The organism is Shewanella psychrophila, from assembly GCF_002005305.1.
GTDB classification, from domain to species: domain Bacteria; phylum Pseudomonadota; class Gammaproteobacteria; order Enterobacterales; family Shewanellaceae; genus Shewanella; species Shewanella psychrophila.
This window is the reverse complement of sequence record NZ_CP014782.1, coordinates 4,816,246-4,836,350: the sequence shown is the minus strand read 5'-3', so window position 1 is coordinate 4,836,350 and position 20,105 is coordinate 4,816,246. Positions and strand designations below refer to the sequence as shown.

The window sequence follows — 20,105 nt, the reverse complement described above, 5'->3', positions numbered from 1 at the left end:
GGGGATTGAACATATGGCAGATACAACAGTAGAAAAACTGGCCGGCGAAATAGGAAAGACTGCAGATAGATTAGTTGAGCAGCTTTCTGATGCTGGAATTAAAAAAAGTAAATTAGACACAGTTTCTGAGTCTGAGAAGCAGCAGTTGCTGGACTTTTTAAAGAAACAACATGGCGGCGATGCAGCTCCAACTAAGATGACGCTGCAGCGTAAATCTGTTTCGACATTAAGTGTCGGCTCTGGCCGTGACACTAAAGACGTTAAAGTTGAAGTACGTAAGAAGCGTACTTTTGTGAAGCGCGATCCAGCAGCAGAAGCAGCGGCGAATGCAGAACAAGAAGCGCAAGCTGCTGCAGATGCGGAAGCTAAGGCTAAAGCCGATGCAGATGCTAAGTCGGCAGCCGATACACTAGCCCAAGAGAAATCAAAAGTGGCCGAAGAAGCGAAAGAAAAAGCGAAAACTGCAGCGGCAGAAAAAGCTAAGCCTGTAGTCGAGACGGCAGAAGAAAAAGCCGCAAGAATCGAAGCCGATAAGCTGCAAGCAGCTCAAGAGCAAGTGGCTAAATCTAAGGCCGATGAAGAAGCGAATGCGGCAGCTGAAACTGCGCGTAAGCTCGCTGAAGAAAACTCGGCGCGTTGGGCAGAAGAAGAGAAGTCTCGTAAAGAGGCTGAGAAGACGGGCGATCACCATATCACCACTTCTACCGAGGCTCGTGCTGCGGAAGATACAGCAGATGCTAACGCTGAAAAACGCGATCGTCGTCCTCGTAAAGCTCCGACTCCAGTTCCTGCTACAACAGGCAAAGGCAAGCGTCGCGGTGGTAGAGACAACCGTAACTCACGCAACGCTCGTGGCGGTCGTAACTCGCGTAATGCTCGTAGTGTAGCGCCTGAGTCTATGGACCACGCATTCACTAAGCCTGCAGTCGTAGTTAAAGCCGATGTCAGCATCGGTGAGACGGTTTCTGTATCTGAGTTAGCTCAGAAGATGGCGATCAAGTCGACTGAAATCATCAAAGCTATGATGAAGATGGGCTCTATGGTTACTATCAACCAGGTACTTGATCAGGAAACTGCTCAGTTGGTTGCTGAAGAGATGGGTCACAAGGTCATACTGACTCGTGAAAACGAGCTAGAGCATCAGGTTCTTGCGGATCGTGATGGTAACATCGAAGCCGAATCTCGTGCGCCAGTTGTGACTATCATGGGTCACGTCGATCATGGTAAGACATCACTGCTCGATTATATTCGTACCGCTAAAGTCGCCTCTGGCGAAGCCGGTGGTATTACTCAGCATATCGGTGCTTACCACGTTGAAACTGACAATGGCATGATCACCTTCTTAGATACTCCTGGTCACGCGGCGTTTACGTCTATGCGTGCTCGTGGTGCTAAGGCGACCGATATCGTTATCTTAGTCGTTGCTGCCGATGATGGTGTTATGCCGCAGACTATCGAAGCGATTCAGCATGCTAAGGCTGGTAATGTGCCTCTGATTGTTGCCGTTAACAAGATGGATAAGCCAGAAGCTGATCCTGAGCGTGTTAAGAGCGAGCTATCTCAGCATGGAATCATGTCTGAAGACTGGGGCGGGAACAACATGTTTGTTAACGTTTCGGCTAAGACAGGTCTAGGTATCGACGAACTGCTGGAAGGCATTCTGCTTGAAGCCGAAGTCTTAGAGCTTAAAGCTATCAAAGAAGGTATGGCTGCTGGTGTTGTCATCGAATCTAAGCTAGACAAGGGCCGCGGCCCGGTTGCTACCGTCCTAGTACAGGAAGGTACACTCAAGCAAGGCGATATCGTTCTTTGTGGTCTTGAGTACGGTAAAATCCGTGCCATGCGCGATGAAAATGGTAGAACCATCAAGGAAGCGGGTCCATCGTTCCCTGTAGAGATTCTAGGTCTCTCTGGTGTTCCCTCTGCAGGTGATGAAGCTACTGTCGTACGTGATGAGCGTAAGGCTCGTGAAGTTGCTTTGTATCGTCAGGGTAAGTTCCGCGATGTTAAGCTAGCACGTCAACAGAAGGCTAAGCTTGAGAACATGTTTGCGAACATGACAGAAGGTGAAGTTCAGGAATTGAATATCGTGCTTAAGGCCGATGTACAAGGTTCTTTAGAAGCGATTGCTGACTCACTGAACAAGCTGTCTACCGATGAAGTTAAGGTTAACATCATTGCACGCGGTGTCGGTGGATTAACCGAAACGGATGCGACATTAGCCGCAGCTTCTAACGCTATCATGATTGGTTTCAATATTCGTGCAGATGCTCAGGCGCGTAAGGTTATCGAGAGCGAAAGCGTCGACCTACGCTACTACAGCGTTATCTACAACTTGATCGATGAAGTTAGAGACGCGATGAGCGGCCTACTGGCTCCAGAGTTCAAGCAAGTGATAATCGGTCTTGCTGAAGTTCGTGATGTATTTAAGTCTCCTAAGATAGGCGCGATTGCCGGTTGTATGGTTACTGAAGGTACTATCAAGAAGAGTGCTCCAATCCGCGTACTACGTGAGAACATCGTTATTTACGAAGGTGAGCTAGAATCACTGCGTCGTTTCAAAGACGATGTAAGCGATGTCCGTAACGGCATGGAATGTGGTATCGGTGTGAAGAACTATAATGACGTCAGAGTTGGCGATCAAATAGAGGTCTTCGAAACCATAGAGATTGCTCGCTCCTTAGAAGCGTAAAGTTAATAGGGCGGCGCAAGCCGCCCTTTTTGTTTATAGCTGCGAACTGCAGAATAAAATATTAAGGCCAATTATTATGGCAAAAGAATTTAGTCGTACACGCCGCATCGGTCAACAATTACAACAAGAGTTAGCCCAAGTACTGCAACGTGATATCAAAGACCCTCGCGTAGGCATGGTAACGGTCAATGATGTGGAAGTGTCTCGAGACCTCAGTTACGCTAAGGTATTCGTCACCTTCTTCGAAGAAGATGAGAAAATCGTAGAAGAGAAACTTGAAGCGCTTAGTAGTGCTGCGGGTTACATACGTTCACTTGTTGCGGGACGTATGAAGCTGCGTGTTATGCCTGAACTTAGATTTATCTATGATGCATCTTTGGTTGAAGGCATGCGCATGTCAAACCTTGTGACGCGCATTATTCATGATGATGAAGCTAAGCAGAAAGATGCTAATCGTAGTGAAGAAGATGAAAATAAAAATCAGCAAGGTGAGGATTAATGGGACGTCGTCAGCGCGGTCGCTTCATCGATGGGATCCTGCTCTTGGACAAAGAGACTGGGATGAGTTCGAACTTTGCTCTGCAAAGGGTTAAGCGACTTTTCGATGCCAATAAAGCGGGCCATACTGGCGCCTTAGATCCTTTAGCCACAGGTATGTTACCCATATGCCTAGGTGAAGCTACCAAGTTTTCTCAGCATCTTCTCGATGCTGATAAGCGCTATTTGGTCACGGCTAAACTTGGTGTGCGCACCGATACAAGTGATTCTGATGGTGAAGTGGTACAGACCCGCCCTCTGGATTTTACCCAAGACTTACTGATGGAGTCTTTGGAGTATTTTCGTGGCGATACCATGCAGGTGCCTTCGATGTATTCGGCGCTAAAGCATAAGGGACAGCCCCTGTACAAATATGCCCGAGAAGGCATCGAAGTACCCAGAGAAGCTAGACCTATCACGGTATTCGAACTGAATTTTATCTCTTTAGAAGGGGATGAGCTGACCTTAGACATACATTGTTCTAAGGGAACCTACATTCGTACCATTACAGATGATCTCGGTGAAATGTTGGGGTGTGGTGCTCATGTGATCATGCTCAGACGCACTCAAGTCGCTGACTACCCTTATGATCGCATTGTAAGTTTAACTCAGTTAAATGAGATGGTTGAAAAAGCTGAAGCCCAAGATCTAGATGCGAAAGCTATTCTAGATGAGCTATTGCTGCCTATGGATACAGCTGTCAGTAAGTTTCAAGAAATTAACTTAGCTGACACAGTTGCACCTTATCTAATGAACGGTAATCCAGTTCAAAACCCAGGTAGCTGTGAGCTAGCTGATGGAGAGCTGGTACGGATCACTATTGGCGAAGAACACAAGTTTGTTGGTATAGGTGCAATCAATGATGACGGTCTGCTGGCACCTAAGCGACTCATCGTTCTTAGAGAACCCTTAGAAACCGCTTAGAGCCCATATCTTAGCGGTTATTTTACTTTTCCTGTTGCGTATATCACCTGGAATAGGTAAGATGCCGCGCTCCTTTAGCTGAGTTAGTGATTGGCTAAAGACTTTTAACGCATTATTTGGAGAGACAAAATGTCACTAAATGCTGAACAAACTGCAAAAATCCTGGCTGAATTCGGTCGTTGTGAAAACGATACTGGTTCTTCTGAAGTTCAGGTTGCTCTTTTAACTGCTCAGATTAACCATCTACAGGGCCATTTCAAGCAGCACATCCACGATCATCACTCTCGTCGTGGTCTACTACGTATGGTTAGCACACGTCGTAAACTTCTTGCATACCTAAAGCGTACTGAAAATGTTCGTTACCAGGAACTAATCAAGAAGCTAGGTCTACGTCGTTAATTTTAACGATTAAACCTGGAAAAGGAGGCTTAGGCCTCCTTTTTTATTGCCTGTAAAACAAAGTATTAAGGTATAAGAAAAGGCTGAGAAAGTTGTAAGCCTTAAGATTAAGCAAAAATAGCTTCGATTTGAAAGGTGGATTGAGAACTCTGTGATTTAATGTTTAACGTGATAATTTTGATTTACTGTTAGCCCATCTCGTTCTAAAGTCACTTACCGCTTACCGCTAGAACAAGCCGCGCCGAGAAAACTAAACTTAGAGTCTAGGAACTTGTGATTAAATCTGACTGATAGTCGCCGTATGAGGTTTGATGTATTTTTCTTCAAAATCATGCTGAGACAGAGGTTTGCTGAAGAAAAAGCCTTGCCCCATCTGACAATCATTGTCGTTAAGCCAATCCAATTGCGCCTGAGTTTCTATGCCTTCCGCTACTATATTGAGCTCAAGTTGCTTGCCTAACATTAAGATTGTCGAGGCTATAGCGCTCTCTTGGGGGAGATCGGTAACAAAACAGCGATCGATTTTCATGGTTGTTATGGGGAGGTGGCGTAGATAGGATAAGGAAGAGTAGCCAGTACCGAAATCGTCCACGGCAATACCGAATCCTGCCGATTTTAGTTGCTCTAACTTGGTAATGGCTTTTTCTACGTCATTCATCAAGGAAGTTTCTGTGATCTCTATCTCTAACAGCTCAGGTCGTATTTGGTATCTCAGGGAGAGTTGTTTTATATCTGGAACCAAGCTCGGATCTTCAAATTGCTGTGAAGCCACATTAACTGCAATAGGTAGCGCAAAATTATATTTCTTTTGCCACTCTTTGATAGTCTTACATGTCTGCTCTATGACCCAGCGACCTATGGGGATAATGATTCCGGTTTCTTCGGCTACTGGGATAAAGGACATGGGACTAATCAAGCGTCCATCTTTCTGCCACCTAATCAGTGCCTCACAAGCGACGACTTTTCCAGACTTGATATCGAGTTTGGGCTGAAAATGTAGGACAAACTCATTGTTTTTAAGTGCATCGTGTAAGGAGGCTTCTGTACGTAACCTAACAGCCGCACGCTCTGTCATTTGTTGCTTGAAGAAGGCCCATTGATTGGAACCCGCAGCCTTTGCGCTATACATGGCGATATCTGAATGGCGGATTAGATCTTCTGCGCTCATACCGTCATCTGGATAGATAGAGATCCCGACTGATGCAGCCGGATGAATCGTGTGCTCATTGAGTTGCATCGGTGTGTTCAATTGAAACAGCAGATGCTCGACAAAGTCAGCAGCCTGATCTGGGCTACGAATTTCATCGGCTAATATCACGAATTCATCTCCACCTAAGCGAGCCACAGTCCCTTTATCTGCAACGACACGTTCGAGAACTTGAGCTATTCGGGCAAGGAATTGATCGCCTATTGCATGACCTAAGGAGTCGTTGACGTTCTTAAATCGGTCTAGATCGATAAATAACATGCAAAATTGGTGTTTATGTACACGGGCTCTTTGAATAGTAACCGCTATGGTTTCTAACAATAGTGTGCGGTTCGGTAAGCCTGTCAGCGGGTCTCTCGTCGCCATTTTCCTCAGTTTACTTTGAGTCTGGCCGAACTGAATAAGGATCTGGTTAAATTTTGATGTAACCAGACCAAGTTCATCGTCCATGTGAGCCTTGGACACTGGCAGTAAGTTCTCATCGGGTGATTCAGGATCTATCTTGTCAATTGCCTCACTGATCTCTGCTATGGGCTTGGTTAAGAAACGATGAAAAACAATCGAAAGTAACAGAGTAATAAGCAGCGCTCGGATCAAAGTTGCGACCAAGCTGAATCTAAGCTGTGAAAAAAGTGAATCTGTGAGTTCTTGGGTGTCATAAAAGATAGTCAAAGTACCAATGAGTTGATTTTTCTCACTGTCTTTAAAATCAAAAGGCCGATAAAGGGTACGCGAGATCTCTCTGAGATCACCAAAGAGTTTTTTGCTTAATTGATCGAATAGATTAGGCGGGGAGATAGGTGAGGCGACTGAGACAAACATGGAGCCGTCATCGAGTTCAATAACAGCCGAACCAACATGGGCGACTTTTAACACACCCTCTATGGTTTGTTTGGCTAAGTTATCGTCCAATGCCCAGACTGCATTCGAAGCGGGTTGCTCTACCGAGTCTAATAACTCTTTCTGAGATGCTTTAAGTTCATCTCTGGTTGTTACACCGACTAAGGCAATTTCGACGATAAAAATGGCAATCGCGAAGAAGAGTGCCGAAAAAACGACAAGGCTGGTTTGCTTCCATGTAAGTGATTTAAAACTAGCAGTCATTAACTCATCCATTAAATCAGTGAACTGATATTTAGAATACGGAACTATTTAGGCATTCCATAACAAAATAATCCTGATATTATTCACTTTAGAGAAAAGTTTCGGCTTTGTCATCAATCTGTGCCCTTTATCTCTTGAATAGAGATGAAGTATACTTACGCGCGTAATTAAGATAATTAAATTTAAGGAATGGTTCACGTGAATCCAATCGTAAAGAGTTTTGAATATGGTCAGCACACAGTCACATTAGAGACTGGGGTTATTGCACGTCAAGCAGACGCTGCCGTTTTAGCAAGCATGGGCGATACAACAGTATTGGTTACTGTTGTAGGAAAGAAAGATGAAGAGCCGGGCCGCGACTTTTTCCCTCTTACCGTGAATTATCAGGAAAGAACTTACGCAGCGGGTAAGATCCCAGGTGGTTTCTTCAAGCGTGAAGGTCGTCCATCTGAGAGTGAAACGCTGATTGCACGTCTTATTGATCGTCCTATTCGTCCATTATTCCCTAATGGCTTCAAAAATGAAGTTCAGGTAATTATCACAGTGGTTTCTGTGGATCCTGAAATCAACCCTGATGTCATCTCTATGATAGGTACTTCTGCAGCCCTAGCTATCTCTGGTCTGCCATTCAACGGTCCACTAGGTGTGGCACGCGTTGGTTACATCAACGGCGAATATATACTTAACCCTGAAGTTAGTCAGTTAGCCGAGAGTGACCTAGACCTAATCGTCGCTGGTACTGAAGGCGCTGTATTGATGGTTGAGTCTGAAGCCGCCTCATTGCCAGAAGAAGTAATGCTAGGCAGTGTTGCTTATGGTCATGAGCAGCAGCAAGTTGTTATTGCAGCTATTAGTGAACTTAAAGCTGAGGCGGGTAAGCCTGCTTGGGATTGGACTGCACCTGTATCTGATGCTGATCTTGTTACTAGCGTAAAAGCGATTGCAGAAGAAAAATTCTCTGCAGCTTATCAAATTGCTGATAAGACTGAACGTCGTGATGCCGTTACTGCACTTAAAGCTGACGCCATCGCCCAGCTAGTTGCTAACAATGCAGATGTAGATCTACGTGAAGTCGGTAAGATTTTGGGTAGTGTTGAGAAGCAAGTAGTACGTAGCCGTATTATCGCTGGAAACCCACGTATCGATGGTCGTGAGCCAGATATGGTTCGTGGTCTTAATGTGATGGCCGGTGTACTTCCACGTACTCACGGTAGCGCAATATTTACTCGTGGAGAGACTCAAGCACTAGTGACTTGTACTCTTGGTACCGAGCGCGATGCACAGAAAGTTGACAGCATCATGGGCGAGTACACTAACCGCTTTATGCTTCATTATAACTTCCCTCCTTACTGTGTGGGCGAGACAGGTTTTGTTGGTTCACCTAAGCGTCGTGAAATTGGTCACGGTAAACTAGCTTGGCGTGGTATTAACGCAGTTATGCCTTCTGCTGAAGAATTCCCATACAGCGTCCGTGTAGTTTCAGAGATCACTGAATCAAACGGTTCAAGCTCTATGGCTTCTGTGTGTGGTACTTCTCTTGCTCTTATGGATGCGGGTGTACCAATCAAGACTTCTGTTGCCGGTATCGCTATGGGCCTAGTTAAAGAGGGTGATGATTTCGTCGTTCTTTCTGACATTCTAGGTGATGAAGATCACTTAGGTGATATGGACTTCAAAGTTGCCGGTACGCGTGATGGTATCACTGCATTGCAAATGGATATCAAGATCGAAGGTATCACGCAAGAGATTATGCAGATCGCACTTCAGCAAGCTTATGGCGCTCGAGTTCATATCCTTAATGTGATGGATCAGGCTATTGGTTCTCATCGTGACGATATCTCAGATCACGCTCCACGTATTACCACTATCAAGATCAACCCTGAGAAGATCCGTGATGTGATTGGTAAAGGTGGCGCTACAATTCGTGCACTGACTGAAGAAACTGGTACGACTATCGAGCTAGATGATGACGGTACAGTTAAGATCGCATCGTCTAACGGTGAAGCGACTAAAGAAGCTATCCGTCGTATCGAAGAAATCACTGCTGAAGTCGAAGTGGGTACTATCTACAACGGTAAAGTTGTACGAATCGTAGATTTCGGTGCATTCGTGACAATTCTTCCAGGTAAAGATGGCTTAGTTCATATCTCTCAGATTGCTGAAGAGCGTGTTGCTAATGTTTCTGATTACCTAGAGACTGGTCAAGAAGTCAAAGTTAAGGTGATGGAAGTCGATCGTCAGGGTCGTGTACGTCTTTCTATGAAAGAAGCACAACCTAAAGCTGAGTCGGCACCTGCTGCTGAGTAATCACTAGCTAGTAAATTAAAAAGGAGACCTAAGGGTCTCCTTTTTTGTGTCTGGTGATTAATTATTAGTCCAATTCAGTGAGGAGTACCAATCGGTATAAAGGTGTGGTTACTCAGCGAGAGTTTAGCGCTTGTGAGACAAGACAACGGGTGAAAAACATAGTTATTCTACGTTTAAGCTCGTTAACGCCGTATTGGAAGTGCTAAAACTCGCTTTTCAGGAGTGTTTTTGGCTGCCTACTTCTGAGTTGAGTGAGTTCAAAAGGGATCACCATTCCCTCACTCATCCACCTTGATTTATTCTGCCAAAAATAACTCTGAGTTGACTATTTTCTTATACCTATTGGTATTATTACTGACTTTTCTCGATTTTTTACTGTGATAAATGTAAAGCTTTGCGGTTTTCTAGCAATAAGCTGAATGAATTGAGAAAAAATTAAATCCCTGATAGCAGTAGTGATAGGGGATTGCTATGATTAGCTTCATAGTTGAACTCAAAGGGTTAAATGGATGAATCAAAAAATGCGGACTACCGCAATTGCTGTTTTGGCTGGTATGAGTATTTTTCTGACCGGATGTGTATCGACTCAGTCAGGTAGCAGTGAGCAAGGCAAGCTAATGGTTGAGCCTGTCATGCCCGATTATAAGCTGGAAATAACCCTGGCTAAGTTGAATGAAATTTTATCCTCAGCCGATTTAACTCAAGAGCAAAGAGCACGTTTTCATTATGACCGCGGCGTCATTTATGACAGCGTAGGTTTACGGATTTTGAGCAGAATCGATTTCCATCAGGCGTTGAAACTCCAACCTAACCTTGCCGATGCCTATAACTTCATTGGGATTTACTACACTCAGGAAGGTGAATTCGAGAGTTCATATGAAGCATTCGACGCAGTGCTTGAGCTTTCACCTGAATATGATTACGCATACTTAAACCGTGGCATCGCTCTCTATTATGGCGAGCGTTACGAATTAGCCATCGCCGATATGCAGTCATTCTATTCATTGGATCCTAAAGATGGCTACCGTGCCCTATGGTTATATTTGACGGAAAGTGCCCAAGGCACCGAGCAAGCAAAGGCTAATTTGGAAATAAATCGGGCACAGCTTGCACCCAACGCCTGGTCGAGTGTACTGGTGGATTACTACCTTGGTAAGAATTCCAGAGAAGCGGTATTTTCCGCAGCTAAATTAGGGCTTTCTCACCCCAATGAATATGCAGAACGTTTATGTGAAGCTTATTTCTACATAGCTAAAATAGCCCAAGAGCAAGGTCAGTACAGTGATGCGGCAAATTATTTCAGGCTAGCACTGGCAACGAACATCTATGATTTTGTCGAGCATAGATATGCGCGAATCGAGTTGGCCAAGCTAAATATGCTGATGTATCAAGAGCAACAGAGTCAATAATTCAGCTCAACAATCTTGTTATTAACAGCTTAATGCCATCCTGAGAGGGTGGCATTTTTTATGCCTATACACTTTAAATTTATTTGTGCAGTTGAGGCTCTGTGATTAGCGCCTTTAGTCATCTAGCTAATTTGCACGCTAGGCGCTATAATTGCCGGCTTTTAGTACATCACGATTCTGCAGGTAACCATGTCAGGCAATAAAGTTGAGGTCGACAAGCGTCGTACTTTCGCCATCATCTCTCACCCGGATGCGGGTAAAACCACCATTACCGAAAAAGTTCTATTGTTCGGAAACGCCTTACAGAAGGCCGGAACCGTCAAAGGTAAGAAGTCAGGCCAACATGCTAAGTCTGATTGGATGGAGATGGAGAAAGAGCGTGGTATCTCGATCACCACATCTGTGATGCAGTTTCCCTATAACGATGCCCTAGTCAATCTTCTCGATACCCCGGGTCACGAAGACTTCTCGGAGGATACTTATCGTACCCTGACCGCCGTCGATTCCTGTCTAATGGTGATCGACTCGGCAAAAGGTGTTGAGCAGAGAACGATTAAGTTAATGGAAGTTACGCGCCTGCGTGATACGCCTATCGTGACTTTCATGAACAAGCTCGATCGTGATATTCGTGATCCATTAGAACTGATGGATGAGGTCGAGAATGTCTTAAACATTGTCTGCGCACCTATTACTTGGCCTATTTCTTCAGGTAAAGAGTTTAAGGGTGTATATCACCTGTTACGTGATGAGGTGATCTTATACCAGAGTGGTCAAGGTCATACCATCCAGAACTCTCGCATCATCAAGGGGCTAGATAACCCAGAGCTTGATGAAGCCATAGGCGCTTATGCCGATGACGTACGCGAAGAGTTAGAGTTGGTTCTTGGCGCATCGACTGAGTTTGATCTCGAGCTGTTCCTCAAAGGTGAGCTAACGCCAGTATTTTTCGGTACCGCATTAGGTAACTTTGGTGTCGATCATATTCTCGACGGCATGGTCGAATGGGCTCCTACCCCACAACCTCGTGAAACTGAGGTGAGAGATGTTCAGCCGGAAGAGGATAAGTTCTCTGGCTTCGTATTTAAGATCCAAGCAAATATGGATCCAAGACACAGAGATAGAGTCGCGTTTATGCGGATCTGTTCGGGTAAGTACGAGCAAGGTATGAAGATGCATCATGTTCGGTTAGGTAAAGATGTCAATGTCAGTGATGCCTTGACCTTTATGGCTGGGGATCGTAATCGCGCTGCGGTGGCATACCCAGGCGATATTATCGGTCTGCATAATCATGGCACCATGCGTATCGGCGACACCTTTACTCAAGGTGAGAAGCTGCGTTTCACCGGTATACCTAACTTTGCGCCTGAGATGTTCCGTCGTATCCGTTTAAGAGATCCATTGAAACAGAAGCAACTACTTAAGGGCTTAGTCCAGTTAGCCGAAGAGGGTGCCGTACAGGTATTTAGACCCATAGATTCGAACGATCTTATCGTTGGCGCTGTTGGTGTACTTCAGTTTGAAGTGGTTGTTGGCCGCTTAAAGAGTGAATATAAAGTCGAAGCCATCTATGAAGCCATTAATGTCGCAACTGCCCGTTGGGTTTATTGTGACGATGAGAGGAAGCTGGATGAGTTCAGACGTAAGTGCAGTCCTAACTTAGCGCTGGATGGTGGCAATAACCTGACCTATATCGCCCCGACTATGGTTAACCTCAACCTGTCTATGGAGCGTTATCCGGACGTTCATTTTGCCAAGACTCGTGAGAACTAATATTTTGTCCAAAGTCTAGGGTTCACATTTAGTACTAACGTTTAGTCCTAGTTCTATAAGTGAGCCAATAAGCATTCAAGCTAAGCCCCATTCGAAAGGTTGGGGCTTTTTTATTGAATCGTTTATCATCATCTATATATGTATCAGTTTTGTTGTGAAAGTGTGTTGGGACATCTTGTTAACAGTCCCAAAAATAAAGCCGATTTGATATTTGTTAAATTAAATAAATGAGCGGATAATGCGAATACTCGACAGCCATGCACACCTAGACGATGCTTTGTTCGATATTGACCGTGACGAACTTTTCGAGTCTATGGCCCAATCAGGTATAGAGACGGCTATCATTCCTGGAGTTAGCCCCGAGCATTGGACCAAGCAACTCGATGTGGCTAAACAGTATGCGTGTCCCTATGGGCTAGGCATTCACCCTTGGTTTTGTGAAGACAATCCTGAAAGAGCCTTGGTGCAATTAACAGATAAACTCAATAGCGCTATAGAAGATCCATACTTGGTCGCTATCGGTGAGTGTGGTCTGGATAAGATACGTAAGGATAATTGGGATGGACAAATCATAGCTCTCGAGGCCCAGCTTACTATGGCCCAGCAGCTAAATTTGCCAGTCATCTTGCATGTCGTTAAGGCACACAACGACATGCTCAGTATTTTAAAACGCTACTCTCTCCCCAGGGGCGGAGTGATCCATGGCTTTTACGGCAGCTCAGAAATAGCCAGCGAGTACATTAAACTGGGTTTTAAGCTGGGGATCGGTGGCTTAATTTTAAAGACTAATGCTAGAAAATTGAAAACCTGTGTCGCTAAACTTCCCCTGGATAGTTTCTTAATTGAGACAGATTCTCCTGCTATGACACCTCAAAATGCAGCAGATCCACGTAATACTCCCCTTATTTTGCAGTCAATCATCACAGAAATAGCCAATTTACAGAAAAAATCCAGTGTTCTTATTTCAGAACACGCGTTTCGAAATTCGGTGCAACTCTTTGACCTTAAATTAATTTTAATTTAAACAGATGTGTATCGCACCATAAGTTGTGACTAAGATACTGAAATTAAACTTCAAAAACTTGATCGAAACGACGCTTTTAAGCTATTGCTCGGGTATAATCGTCCACGAAAAAGGTTGGTTAACAACATAATTAAAAAGTATTAACAATAGGGTGATGGTTAATGGATATTTTAATGAGTCTAGTAGGGGTGGTCACCTTACTTACAATTGCTTTTTTACTTTCAAATGGTAAGAAGTCAATAAACTACCGTACCGTTGGTGGTGCGTTAGCAATTCAAGCTGCCTTTGGTGGTTTCGTTCTTTATGTTCCAGTAGGCCAAGAGGTTCTTGGTGGTGTTTCAATGGGTGTAGCCAGTGTTATCGGTTACTCTCAAGCGGGTATCGACTTCCTATTTGGTGGTCTTGGTACTGACGCTATGTTCGCAAACGGTGTTGGCTTCGTCTTCGCAATCCGCGTTCTTCCTGTCATTATCTTCTTCTCTTCTTTAATCGCTGTACTTTACTACCTTGGCATCATGCAGATGGTCATCAAGTTCATCGGTGGTGGATTGCAAAAAGCACTAGGTACTAGCCGTACTGAGTCAATGTCTGCTACGGCAAACATCTTCGTCGGTCAGACTGAAGCTCCACTAGTTGTACGTCCGTTTATCGCGACTATGACTAACTCAGAGTTGTTCGCCATTATGGTTGGTGGTCTGGCTTCTATAGCTGGTGCGGTACTTGCTGGTTACGCAGGTATGGGCGTTAAGATTGAGTATCTGGTTGCAGCTTCATTTATGGCGGCTCCTGGTGGTCTTATGATGGCCAAGCTTATGCACCCAGAGACCGAAGAAACTAACAACGAGATGGGCGACTTGCCTGAAGATGCAGACAAGCCAGCTAACGTTATCGATGCTGCTGCTTCTGGCGCCGCATCTGGTATGCACTTAGCACTTAACGTTGGTGCTATGCTACTAGCCTTCGTAGGTCTTATCGCCATGCTTAACGGCATGATCGGTGGTCTAGGTGGTCTTGTTGGTATCGAGAACCTAACTCTGGAACTTATCCTAGGTTACATCTTCATGCCTCTTGCATTCCTTATCGGTGTACCTTGGAACGAAGCAATGGTTGCTGGTTCATTCATCGGTCAGAAGATCATCGTAAACGAATTCGTTGCTTACCTGAACTTCGCTCCTTACCTTAAAGATATTGCCGATGGCGGTATGGTTGTTGCTGAAACTGGTCTTGCTATGACAGATAGAACTAAAGCTATCATCTCATTCGCATTATGTGGATTTGCTAACCTATCTTCAATCGCAATTCTACTTGGTGGTCTAGGCGCCATGGCTCCAAGCCGACGTCATGACCTTGCTAAGCTAGGTGTACGTGCCGTTATCGCAGCATCGCTAGCGAACCTAATGAGTGCGACACTAGCGGGTCTATTCTTAGCATTATAATCCTTAGGCAGCTCATATTGAGCTGCCTTGTTTATGTCTAAGGTAAATCCTGTGGGGAACCCCACAATTGGGCTCTGTTCATGGGGGTAGGGTCCAAGTTAGCTCAACCATTTTTCACAGTAATATAAGCATAAAATCAGCAGTTCTCTACAAATACCAGAGAGTGCTGTTTCGGACAAACACTGTTTAAATTCGGGTTTTTCGCAATAGCTATGACTAAATAGCATGAAGAATCAGAAGTTTGTTCATTTGTTAGAATTTTGTGTTCGCATTTTCACACAAATTATATTGTGCTTTACGATAATTTGGGTAAAATGCGGCGCCATAAGAAAAGAACGCTGACTCGAAAAGAGCGGCATACCATAAAATAAATGGGGTTGATGATGAAAAACGTTAAAACTATAGCACTCGCTACAGCACTAGCTGCAACAGCAGCAATGTCTGCACCAACATTCGCAGCGGAACGCGGCGATGATATCCACGCGGGTGATTACAACTGGATGCAGATGAACTACATGTATGCCGTTAATGAACTTCCTGGTGGAAGCAGCCATGACTATCTTGAGTTGGAATTCGGTGGCCGTTCAGGTGTTGTAGATTTATATGGTTATTTAGATATTTTTAACCCAAGTGAGCGTCCAGATAGTGATAAGTCTGGTTCTCCAAAAATGTTCCTGAAGTTCGCACCGCGCTTCTCTATCGATGCGATCACAGGTATGGACTTATCTGTTGGTCCAATTCAAGAAGTTTATCTAACAACATTATTTAACTGGGGTGGCGGAGACGCAGACCTTTATGGACCTGGTGCTGGTGATGTAAACAATGCTTCAATCGGTATTGGTGCTGATGTTATGGTGCCTTGGTTCGGCAAAGTAAGCATGAACCTATATAAGTACTATGAAATTCAAGCTAAATCTTGGAACGGTTATCAGTTCTCTATGAACTGGTTCAAACCTTTCATTAACTTCGATAACGGTAGCTTTATCTCTTACCAAGGTTACTTAGATTATCAGTTTGCAAGTGACGATGACTATTCTACTACTCAAGCTTCTTCTGGTGGTGTGATGTTTAATGGTATCTATTGGCATTCTGACCAGTTTGCACTTGGTTATGGTTTAAAGGCATTTAGTGATGTTTACTTAATTAAAGATACTGATGGCTTTAAGTCTACAGGTTTCGCACATTACTTCTCAGCTACTTACAAGTTCTAAGACTTAATCTTAAAGATTATTCTTAGTCTCTTTCTTAGAGATTAGTAAGCAGTAAGAGCCACTAGTTGGTGGCTCTTTTTAACACTCAATAACCGGAATCGAATTTGGTATTGAGTGTTAATATTTACTTAAGCATGCAAGGTTTAATGGCATATTTATGTAAATGTTAAACACGTTTTACGCGCTAAAATGGATTTTTCGCGGAAAGGCAGGAACCTTGCTCTATAGTTGTAATGACTCAGTTCCCCTTCCCGGTCTTCAAGGATTCAAGTCGTGACCTAGTGTCAGGATTGTTGTTATCGATTATTACTATAAGTCGCTAGCAGCGCTGAATACCTGAATTAACAGATATCGAATTTCGATATCTTAGGCATTGCCCGAAGGCCCGGCCATAACAATAATCAAAATGCCCCCTAATGGCACTGTCATAAGTAGATTTCAATTTTACTATTTGAACTTTTATACATTTGAATTTGTTTCGGAGAACTATTATGAGCGATTTAAAACAAGCTGCACAAAAAGCCATTGAGCTAATGGATCTGACTACCCTTAATGACGACGATACCGATCAGAAAGTGATCGAGCTATGTCATAAGGCTCAGACTCCGGCAGGTAACACTGCCGCTATCTGTATCTATCCACGCTTTATTCCTATTGCCCGTAAGACACTGAATGAAATGGGCGCTGAAAACGTACGTATCGCGACAGTGACTAACTTCCCACACGGCAATGACGACATAGCTATCGCAGTATTAGAGACTCGTGCGGCCGTTGCTTATGGCGCTGACGAAGTCGATGTGGTTTTTCCATACCGCGCATTGATGGCTGGTAACGAGACCGTTGGTTTCGAGCTAGTTAAAGCCTGTAAAGAAGCCTGTGGTGAAGATGTTCTGCTAAAAGTCATCATCGAATCAGGTGTGCTTCAAGATCCTGCACTTATCCGTAAAGCCTCTGAGCTTTGTATCGATGCTGGTGCCGACTTTATCAAGACATCTACCGGTAAAGTTGCCGTTAATGCCACGCTAGAAGCGGCTGAGGTCATGATGACTGTGATCAGTGAGAAGAACACTAAAGTGGGTTTCAAGCCTGCAGGTGGCGTTCGTGATGCTGCCGCAGCACAAGAATTTTTAGGTGTCGCAGCTCGTCTTCTTGGCGATGACTGGGCAACTCCACGTACCTTCCGTTTTGGTGCTTCTAGCCTGTTAGTTAACCTGTTGCATACTTTAGAGCTTGGTGAAGCTGCTAAAGGCAAACAGGGCTACTAATTTACAAGCACTAAGTCATAAGAGCCTTATTCTTTTAATGTGAAGTGTAAGGCTAATCTTTTTAGTTAAGTGTGATCTAAATCTAATTGAAGACACTGAAACTCGGCTAATATCGAATGTAGCAAAGTTACAGTTTTAGTGTTTTATAAAAGAGTTTGTGGCTTAAAACTGAATTTTAGTTACAGACTTGGAGGCAGTACCATGTTTCTAGCACAAGAGATAATTCGTAAAAAACGCAACGCAGAAGGCTTGTCTAAAGAAGAGATCCAGTTCTTTGTTAAAGGCATCACCGACAATACCGTTTCAGAAGGCCAAATTGCGGCCTTTGGTATGGCAGTTTACTTCAACGATATGAACATGGATGAGCGCATCGCGCTAACCACATGCATGCGTGATTCTGGCACAGTACTCGACTGGCAGAGTCTGGATCTTAACGGTCCTATTATCGATAAACACAGCACAGGTGGCGTCGGCGACGTTATCAGCTTGATGCTTGGCCCTATGGCCGCCGCTTGTGGTGGTTATGTGCCTATGATATCGGGCCGTGGCTTAGGTCATACCGGTGGCACCTTAGACAAATTTGATGCCATCCCTGGTTATCAAACCGAGCCAGATAGTGCCTTGTTCAGAAAAGTCGTTAAAGAGGCGGGCGTGGCCATTATAGGTCAAACCGGCGATTTAGTTCCTGCTGATAAACGTTTCTATTCCATCCGTGACAATACCGCCACCGTCGAATCAATCTCGTTAATTACTGCTTCAATTTTGTCCAAGAAACTGGCAGCAGGGCTCGACGCTCTGGCTATGGACGTCAAGGTAGGTAGCGGCGCATTTATGCCTACCTATGAAGCTTCTGAAGAGCTTGCTCGCAGTATTACCGCCGTGGCCAATGGTGCAGGGACTAAGACAACAGCACTACTTACCGACATGAATCAGGTCTTGGCATCATGTGCCGGTAACGCGGTGGAAGTGAAAGAGGCTGTAGATTTTCTTACGGGCAAATATCGTAACCCACGTTTGTACGAAGTCACCATGGGTTTATGTGCCGAAATGCTGCAACTCGGAGGCTTAGCCGCGAATGAAGCTGAAGCGCGAGACAAGCTAAATACCGTATTAGATAACGGCAAGGCTGCTGAAATATTTGGCCGGATGATCTCGGGACTTGGTGGTCCGGCAGATTTTATTGAAAATCCAGGTTTGTATTTGCCTGAGTCTAAAATTGTGCGGCCGGTTTATGCTGAGCAAACAGGTTTCGCCTCTGCTATGGATACTCGAGAGCTAGGTCTAGCTGTGGTGACTTTAGGTGGTGGACGTCGTAAGCCTGGTGATTCACTGGACTACAGTGTTGGCCTGACTCAGGTTTGTGCCTTAGGCGATGAGATCACCAAGGACAAGCCGATTGCCATGATCCACGCTCAGACCGAGACAGAATTTGAAGAAGCGGCGGCGGCCGTAAGAGGCGCAATTGAGATTGCTGAAACTCGAGTAGAGAAGACACCTGAAATTTATCGTTATATTCGCGCAGAAGATCTGTAAATAGATTGCGTAAGAGGTTTTTATGAAAAGAACAATCATCATGATGATGGACTCATTTGGTGTAGGTGCAGCAACTGATGCAGAGTCTTTCGGCGATGTAGGCTCTGACACTTTCGGCAGCATAGCCAAAGCATGTGCAGAAGGTAAAGCCGATATAGGCCGTCAAGGACCACTTAAATTACCTCACCTTTCTCGTCTTGGTTTAGCCATGGCGGGTAAAGAGAGTACTGGTGAGTTTGCCGCAGGTTTTAGTGACAATGTTGAAGTGATTGGTGCTTATGGTCATGCAGATGAACTCAGCACTGGTAAAGACACGCCGAGTGGGCATTGGGAAATGGCTGGCGTGCCAGTCTTATATGAGTGGGGATACTTTTCAGATCTGACAAACTCTTTTCCGAAGGAGCTGACTGATAAGATTCTGGCTCGTGCCGGCCTAGATAGTTACCTGGGTAACTGCCATGCGTCGGGTACGGCGATTTTAGAGGAGCTGGGTGAAGAGCATATGCGCAGCGGTCAGCCTATCTTCTATACTTCGGCTGATTCGGTTTTCCAGATCGCCTGTCATGAAGAGTCATTTGGTTTAGATAATCTTTACACTCTATGCCAAATTGCTCGTGAAGAGCTTGAGCCTTATAATATTGGCCGCGTGATCGCCCGTGCCTTTGTAGGGACTGATGCCAGTAATTTCGAGCGTACCGGTAATCGTCGTGATTATGCAGTAGAGCCGCCTGCGAAAACTGTGCTAGACAAACTGGCTGCCGCCGGCGGTGAAGTGGTCAGTGTCGGTAAGATTGCCGATATTTACGCTCATTGTGGCATCACTAAAAAGGTGAAGGCGACGGGGCTCGAAGCCCTGTTTGATGCAACGCTTGAGCAAGTTAAACAAGCGGGCGACAGAACCATAGTTTTTACTAACTTTGTCGATTTCGACTCTCACTATGGTCATCGCCGCGATATAGCTGGTTATGCCAAGGCATTGGAATATTTCGATTCCCGTATGCCTGAGATGCTCGAACTGCTCAATGAAGATGATTTGTTGATATTAACCGCCGATCACGGCTGTGATCCAAGCTGGAAAGGCACTGATCATACTCGTGAACGTGTACCTGTATTGGCATTAGGTGCTGGGCTCGAAGCAGGATCTTTGGGACGTCGTAAGAGCTTTGCCGACATAGGTCAATCTATCGCTAGCTACTTTACGCTAGAGCCGATGGAATATGGCGAGTCTTTCGTTAAGTAATACATTTTAGTACTAAGCTGATATCGATTAGCTTAGACCATTTTTTT

Annotated in this window: 14 protein-coding genes; 13 read left to right on the top strand and 1 reads right to left on the bottom strand. The window is 44.7% G+C overall.

Annotation, left to right across the window (positions count from 1 at the left end; genetic code table 11):
• Window positions 1-13 precede the first annotated feature (13 nt).
• The 4 genes from infB to rpsO all read left to right on the top strand — a co-directional run bounded on the left by infB (window position 14) and on the right by rpsO (window position 4,552).
• Complete coding sequence (gene infB, locus sps_RS20940; RefSeq protein ID WP_077754274.1) at window positions 14-2,692, top strand: translation initiation factor IF-2; 2,679 nt, start codon at window positions 14-16, stop codon at window positions 2,690-2,692.
• Between the two features lie 76 nt (window positions 2,693-2,768).
• The gene (gene rbfA, locus sps_RS20935) at window positions 2,769-3,191 is read left to right on the top strand and encodes a 30S ribosome-binding factor RbfA (RefSeq protein ID WP_077754273.1); all 423 of its coding nucleotides are present in this window, start codon (window positions 2,769-2,771) and stop codon (window positions 3,189-3,191) included.
• Window positions 3,191-4,153: a tRNA pseudouridine(55) synthase TruB gene (gene truB, locus sps_RS20930; RefSeq protein WP_077754272.1), complete on the top strand. Its 963-nt coding sequence runs from the start codon at window positions 3,191-3,193 to the stop codon at window positions 4,151-4,153. The genes rbfA and truB overlap by 1 nt, the downstream gene beginning before the upstream one ends.
• 129 nt (window positions 4,154-4,282) lie before the next feature.
• The gene (gene rpsO / locus sps_RS20925) at window positions 4,283-4,552 is read left to right on the top strand and encodes a 30S ribosomal protein S15 (RefSeq protein WP_077754271.1); all 270 of its coding nucleotides are present in this window, start codon (window positions 4,283-4,285) and stop codon (window positions 4,550-4,552) included.
• Window positions 4,553-4,829: 277 nt separating this feature from the next.
• Here the strand turns inward: rpsO and sps_RS20920 are convergent, their stop codons facing one another.
• Entirely contained in the window at window positions 4,830-6,863 is a 2,034-nt protein-coding gene (locus sps_RS20920; protein WP_077754270.1) for a putative bifunctional diguanylate cyclase/phosphodiesterase, read from the bottom strand.
• Window positions 6,864-7,061: 198 nt separating this feature from the next.
• On the opposite strand from sps_RS20920, the gene pnp reads away from it, so the two are divergent.
• The 9 genes from pnp (at window position 7,062) to sps_RS20870 (ending at window position 20,058) form a co-directional block, all read left to right on the top strand.
• Window positions 7,062-9,170 (top strand): polyribonucleotide nucleotidyltransferase, encoded by a 2,109-nt coding sequence (gene pnp, locus sps_RS20915; RefSeq protein WP_077754269.1) that lies wholly within the window; start codon window positions 7,062-7,064, stop codon window positions 9,168-9,170.
• Between the two features lie 509 nt (window positions 9,171-9,679).
• Entirely contained in the window at window positions 9,680-10,579 is a 900-nt protein-coding gene (gene nlpI, locus sps_RS20905) for a lipoprotein NlpI (RefSeq protein ID WP_077754268.1), read from the top strand.
• A 189-nt stretch (window positions 10,580-10,768) separates the two neighbouring features.
• Complete coding sequence (gene prfC / locus sps_RS20900) at window positions 10,769-12,349, top strand: peptide chain release factor 3 (protein WP_077754267.1); 1,581 nt, start codon at window positions 10,769-10,771, stop codon at window positions 12,347-12,349.
• Between the two features lie 244 nt (window positions 12,350-12,593).
• Window positions 12,594-13,373, top strand: coding sequence for a TatD family hydrolase (locus tag sps_RS20895; RefSeq protein WP_077755799.1), 780 nt, complete (start codon window positions 12,594-12,596; stop codon window positions 13,371-13,373).
• Window positions 13,374-13,534: 161 nt separating this feature from the next.
• Entirely contained in the window at window positions 13,535-14,809 is a 1,275-nt protein-coding gene (locus sps_RS20890) for a NupC/NupG family nucleoside CNT transporter (protein WP_077754266.1), read from the top strand.
• A 383-nt stretch (window positions 14,810-15,192) separates the two neighbouring features.
• The gene (locus tag sps_RS20885) at window positions 15,193-16,020 is read left to right on the top strand and encodes a nucleoside-specific channel-forming Tsx family protein (RefSeq protein ID WP_149027436.1); all 828 of its coding nucleotides are present in this window, start codon (window positions 15,193-15,195) and stop codon (window positions 16,018-16,020) included.
• A gap of 491 nt (window positions 16,021-16,511) precedes the next feature.
• Entirely contained in the window at window positions 16,512-17,285 is a 774-nt protein-coding gene (gene deoC / locus sps_RS20880) for a deoxyribose-phosphate aldolase (RefSeq protein ID WP_077754265.1), read from the top strand.
• Window positions 17,286-17,486: 201 nt separating this feature from the next.
• The gene (deoA, locus tag sps_RS20875) at window positions 17,487-18,818 is read left to right on the top strand and encodes a thymidine phosphorylase (protein ID WP_077754264.1); all 1,332 of its coding nucleotides are present in this window, start codon (window positions 17,487-17,489) and stop codon (window positions 18,816-18,818) included.
• 22 nt (window positions 18,819-18,840) lie between these two features.
• Complete coding sequence (locus tag sps_RS20870) at window positions 18,841-20,058, top strand: phosphopentomutase (RefSeq protein WP_077754263.1); 1,218 nt, start codon at window positions 18,841-18,843, stop codon at window positions 20,056-20,058.
• The last annotated feature ends 47 nt before the right edge of the window (window positions 20,059-20,105 follow it).

What these genes read in the sequence shown, in the direction of transcription:
- infB (WP_077754274.1), top strand. Translation starts at nt 14, where the DNA reads ATGGCAGATACAACAGTAGAAAAACTGGCCGGCGAAATAGGAAAGACT.
- rbfA (WP_077754273.1), top strand. Translation starts at nt 2,769, where the DNA reads ATGGCAAAAGAATTTAGTCGTACACGCCGCATCGGTCAACAATTACAA.
- truB (WP_077754272.1), top strand. Translation starts at nt 3,191, where the DNA reads ATGGGACGTCGTCAGCGCGGTCGCTTCATCGATGGGATCCTGCTCTTG.
- rpsO (WP_077754271.1), top strand. Translation starts at nt 4,283, where the DNA reads ATGTCACTAAATGCTGAACAAACTGCAAAAATCCTGGCTGAATTCGGT.
- sps_RS20920 (WP_077754270.1), bottom strand. Translation starts at nt 6,863, where the DNA reads ATGACTGCTAGTTTTAAATCACTTACATGGAAGCAAACCAGCCTTGTC.
- nlpI (WP_077754268.1), top strand. Translation starts at nt 9,680, where the DNA reads ATGAATCAAAAAATGCGGACTACCGCAATTGCTGTTTTGGCTGGTATG.
- prfC (WP_077754267.1), top strand. Translation starts at nt 10,769, where the DNA reads ATGTCAGGCAATAAAGTTGAGGTCGACAAGCGTCGTACTTTCGCCATC.
- sps_RS20890 (WP_077754266.1), top strand. Translation starts at nt 13,535, where the DNA reads ATGGATATTTTAATGAGTCTAGTAGGGGTGGTCACCTTACTTACAATT.
- sps_RS20885 (WP_149027436.1), top strand. Translation starts at nt 15,193, where the DNA reads ATGAAAAACGTTAAAACTATAGCACTCGCTACAGCACTAGCTGCAACA.
- deoC (WP_077754265.1), top strand. Translation starts at nt 16,512, where the DNA reads ATGAGCGATTTAAAACAAGCTGCACAAAAAGCCATTGAGCTAATGGAT.
- deoA (WP_077754264.1), top strand. Translation starts at nt 17,487, where the DNA reads ATGTTTCTAGCACAAGAGATAATTCGTAAAAAACGCAACGCAGAAGGC.
- sps_RS20870 (WP_077754263.1), top strand. Translation starts at nt 18,841, where the DNA reads ATGAAAAGAACAATCATCATGATGATGGACTCATTTGGTGTAGGTGCA.